Source organism: Nocardia sp. NPDC058497, from assembly GCF_042720195.1.
GTDB lineage: Bacteria > Actinomycetota > Actinomycetes > Mycobacteriales > Mycobacteriaceae > Nocardia.
This window is the reverse complement of record NZ_JBHXMY010000901.1, coordinates 1-1,627: the sequence shown is the minus strand read 5'-3', so window position 1 is coordinate 1,627 and position 1,627 is coordinate 1. Positions and strand designations below refer to the sequence as shown.

Here is a 1,627-nt window from a genome sequence, read left to right as displayed (position 1 = left end):
GATCCAGTACCTCGGTGTGGCGGGAGCCGCTGGCGATGGACGGTGGGGAGGCGTCGGCCATTACGGGCCCTCGCTGATGGCGGTGATCTTGCTGGTGCCGTCGGGCTCGGTGATGGTGTGGATGATCAAGGTCGCCAACAACTCAGGTGCCGCGGAGGGGCGTTGTTCGCGGACTTGGACTTGCCAGCGGGCTGGGGAGGTCGGCACGATCGACACGCAGTAGCGGGTCCCGACCGGCACGGTGTCGATTCCGGCCTGGATCTGCTCTGCTGATGGAACTTTCGCATCGTCGGTGACGAATTCGCTTGCCTTGGCGCCGGATCGGTCTACGTAGTAGGCGTGCTGCAACGCGAAGATGGCGCTCACCGCGCTGGTGGTGTCACCGGCGTCGGCGCCCGAGGCCAACGCGGTCGTGCGTTTGTGTGGGCAGTCGGCGATCGCGTGTGCGGGTGCGGTCGTCGACGCGACCGCTGGCATGGTCAACGGCGCGGGCAGCAGTGCCCTGGATGCGTCCACGGACGACTTCTCGCCGTCGGGCAGTGTGTCCAGGACCACGACCAGGACGAGCAAGGCGACCCCGAAGGCGACGGCGAGCCCGGCGATGACCCGGCCCGGGCCGCGGTCGGGGCGCGGAGGCGCAATGTTTCGGCCGACCTGCCGGAACCCCCGCGTCGCTGCTGGTTTGTCCTGATCGTCGTCGCGATGGCGGTCGCTGGGCTGGCTCCAGTCCGACCAGTCGCCGACCCAACCGTCATCGTCGTCGGAGTCCCAGCGGGCGTCGGAATGCTGGCGGTCCTCGTCGTCGTCGAACCGGTTGTCGTCGTTGGGGGCTGGCGGAGTGTAGCGGCGCAGATCCAGCGGGCTGTCAGTCATGTCGGCCCGCCCCGATCACCGGAACGACAACGGCTCCCGGGTCACCGCCGATCGAGGCCGGGGCCGTCATGCCCGCTTGGGCGCGTGGCTTGTGCTCCCCATCGGCCCCGGCAGCTGCCTGGGCTCCCGCCGGTGGGACGACCGCGGTCGTGGGTACGCCCGCGGCGTTCGGTACGACCCCCGGTTGGGAAGTGGCGCCGGACCCGGCCGGGGCAGCTGGTTTCGGCTCGACACGGTCCGGGCCGCCCGCGGTGTCGGGTTTCGGCGTGGCGGCCGGGGAACCGCCCGTATTCGTCCCGGTCCCGCTACCCGTTCCAGTTCCCGCCGGTTTGTCGGAGCCGAAGTTGATGACCGGTGTACCGGTCGGCGCGGTGGTGGGGTTCGTGCTGTTGGTGCCGGTCGCTGATGGTGCGGTGTTCGCGCCGTCACCGTTGGCGGTATTGCCGCTGAGGGCGGCGGTGATGGTGTTCCCTGCCTCGGTGCCGAGGGTGTCGATGGCGTGGGTGGCGACCTCGGCGCCTTCGGTGATCAGGGTGGTCAGGACTTCGGCGCCGGAGGTGATCAACTGGGTGCCGATAGTGGTGGCGGCTTCGATCCCAGCGATGCCGAGGGCTTCCTGCATCGCGATGACCGGATCGGTCGACGTCGAGGTGTCAGTCCAGATGGCGGTATCGGAGCTTGTGGTGTCATCGGTGGGCAGTGAGGGGTCACCGGTGGAGGGGCCACCGCCGGTGCCGAGGCTCGACTTCGGTGT

Annotated in this window: 1 protein-coding gene and 1 pseudogene; both read right to left on the bottom strand. The window is 69.4% G+C overall.

Annotated elements, in window-relative coordinates; translation table 11 throughout:
* Window positions 1–60: 60 nt before the first annotated feature.
* Entirely contained in the window at window positions 61–873 is an 813-nt protein-coding gene (locus ACFWPJ_RS32285) for a hypothetical protein (RefSeq protein WP_378857239.1), read from the bottom strand.
* A pseudogene (locus tag ACFWPJ_RS32280) lies at window positions 866–1,627 on the bottom strand (hypothetical protein); the annotation flags it as partial. The gene ACFWPJ_RS32285 and the pseudogene ACFWPJ_RS32280, both read right to left, overlap by 8 nt.